This is a genomic window from Streptomyces sp. NPDC005899, assembly GCF_040629645.1.
In the GTDB taxonomy this organism is placed as follows: Bacteria; Actinomycetota; Actinomycetes; order Streptomycetales; family Streptomycetaceae; genus Streptomyces.
This window is the reverse complement of sequence record NZ_JBEXWB010000671.1, coordinates 1-1,512: the sequence shown is the minus strand read 5'-3', so window position 1 is coordinate 1,512 and position 1,512 is coordinate 1. Positions and strand designations below refer to the sequence as shown.

The following is a 1,512-nucleotide window of genomic DNA, read 5'->3' as shown; positions in this document are numbered from 1 at the left end:
AGCGTGGACGCGCCCGCCCGGCACACGGGCGTCCGCCTCCTGCCCGTGCGCCGTGCCGGCTCCGCGCGGAGGCCCGGGGCGGCGATCACACGCAGCCCTCAGCGGTCGCACTCATCCCGGACCAGCGCGAGCAGCCGGTCGAGTACGTGAGGGCCGCCGGCACGGAGTCCGTCGTGCTCGTACTCGCTCGTCACCCACGTGCGCAGGCCGCGGATCGAGGCGGCGGTGCGCAGTGAGTGGGCGGTGTCGACGTACATGTCGTCGTGGTACACGGCCGCCGCCACCGGCACCTCGTTGGCCGCGAGGCGTTCCACGTCGTACAGGACGGGCCAGCCGGTGCGGGCGGCGAGCAGCTCGGCGGTCTCCCGGAGCGGGCGCAGTGCGGGGTCCACGTCGAAGTGCCACGGGTGGATGCTCTCGCCGGTGAACATCACCGGGCCGTCCCCCGTGGCGTCGTCGAACGCGGGGAACTCGGTGCGGACCCGCTCCGCCGCCCAGGCCGTGGGCCGCGCGCCCTGCCCGTAGATCGCCTCGTGCATCACGGCGTACAGCGGGTGGGGCGCGAACGAGGTGGCCGTGCGCATGGATTCCTGGAACGCGTCGGACAGTTCGGCGCCGTGCGGGCCGGTGACGAAGGCGTTCTCGAGGATGTGGTGCAACTGGTGGCTGCCGTTGCCGCTGCCCAGCAGGATGCCGAGCGACCGGAAGCCCTCGGAGGTCAGGTGGTGCCCACCGCTGTGAGGCCGGCGCTCGGCGAGGTACGTGGCGATCGCGCGGGCGCGGGCGACGTCCTGCGGGTACCGGGCGTAGTGCGCGGCGACCTTCCGCTCGATCCGCGGGTAGGCAGCCCGGTAGACGTCGTCGGCGTGTGCGTCGAGGGAGGGCAGCCCTCCGGTGATCAGGACCCTTTCGAGCCCTTCGGGGGACGCCGAGAGGTACCGGACCGCGCAGAAGCCGCCGAAGGACTGCCCGAGCACGGTCCAGGGCGCCCCGCCGGTCAGCTGCGGGCGGATCAGCTCGCAGTCACGGACGATGCCGTCGGAGCGGAAATGGGCCAGGTAGTCGGCCTGTTCACCCGGCCCGCCGCGCACGGGGAGCGTCTGGCGGTTGGCCGGGGTGGACAGACCGGTGCCGCGCTGGTCGAGGAGGAGTACGCGGAACTCGCGCACGGCTCGCCCCAGCCAAGCCTCCGCGCCGACGAAGCGGCGGGCGCCGAAGCCGGGTCCGCCTTCCAGGTAGAGGAGCCACGGCAGGTCCTCGCCGGCCTTCGCGGCGGCGACGACCTCCCGTCCGAACACCTCGATCGTCTCCCCGTCCGGATCGGCGTGGTCGAGGGGGACGGTGAACCGGTGGTCGGTGAGGACGAGGCCGGGGTGGCGGTGACTGTTCAAGGGTGCTCCTGCTTCCGGTGATCCCCGACAGTTCAGCACACGGGCCGCGACCCGGTCGGGCCCGGCCCGTGTGCGCTCGGCCGCGGCGGCTCCTACCCTGCACACATGATCGGGTGCGGCG

1 protein-coding gene is annotated in these 1,512 nt (G+C 73.5%); it reads right to left on the bottom strand.

What is annotated here, in order from left to right; genetic code table 11:
- Positions 1-98: 98 nt before the first annotated feature.
- Entirely contained in the window at positions 99-1,391 is a 1,293-nt protein-coding gene (locus ABZ371_RS32550) for an alpha/beta fold hydrolase (protein WP_358686529.1), read from the bottom strand.
- Between the last annotated feature and the right edge of the window lie 121 nt (positions 1,392-1,512).